The sequence below is a fragment of the Actinocrinis puniceicyclus genome, assembly GCF_018283645.1.
In the GTDB taxonomy this organism is placed as follows: Bacteria; Actinomycetota; Actinomycetes; order Streptomycetales; family Catenulisporaceae; genus Actinocrinis; species Actinocrinis puniceicyclus.
The window spans coordinates 1-643 of record NZ_JAGSXH010000370.1; the positions used below are offsets into that span (position 1 = coordinate 1).

General features: G+C 68.1%; 1 protein-coding gene. It reads right to left on the reverse strand.

Annotated features, from left to right (window positions below; genetic code table 11):
* Window positions 1-610 (reverse strand): hypothetical protein (locus KGA66_RS29335; protein WP_211472898.1); only part of this gene is annotated, 610 nt, incomplete at its 3' end.
* Window positions 611-643 lie beyond the last annotated feature (33 nt).

Below are 643 nucleotides of genomic sequence, written 5' to 3' on the forward strand. Positions count from 1 at the left end.
TGACCGAGTTGACGATGTACTTGTTGAAGTAGTCCTTGATCGGCTGCGCTTGGCCGGTCGGGGTCCAGTAGCCCGGGTAGCACAGCATCGTGTTCTGCGAATCGTCGCTCGGCGTGGAGGAACCGCACGCGGGCGCCGAGTAGTTCACCGTGACCTGCTCGCCGGTCTCGGTGGTGATCGTGTACAGCCGCGGCCGGGTGATCGGCGGGTAACCGTCGCCGACGGCCACCCGGTTCGCCAAAGCCTTGGTGGTGAACGCGACCGCGGGCAGCGCCGGGACGGACGGGCCGCCGCCCGCGGTGTCCTGTCCGGTGCGGGTGATCGAGGCGAGCGCGAGCGATTGTTTGGTGATATCGCCGGTCGGCGGGAAGGCATAGGTCAGCGCCCAGTTGTCGACGTTGGCCAGGCTCGTGCCCGACAGGGCCTGGGTCTGGATCCCGGTGACCTCGTACTCGGTCCAGAACGAGGGGGCCTGCGTGCTGCAGCTGGCGCCGGAGGCGCAGTTCATGTCGTAGGGCACGTCCGGCCAACTCGAGGTGGAACCGGAGATCCCGGAGGTCGCGCACCCGGTGGCGGAGGTGTCGCAGCGCCCGTTGACGGTGAAGGACACCTCACCTGCGGGGGTGGTGGTGTACACCTGGCC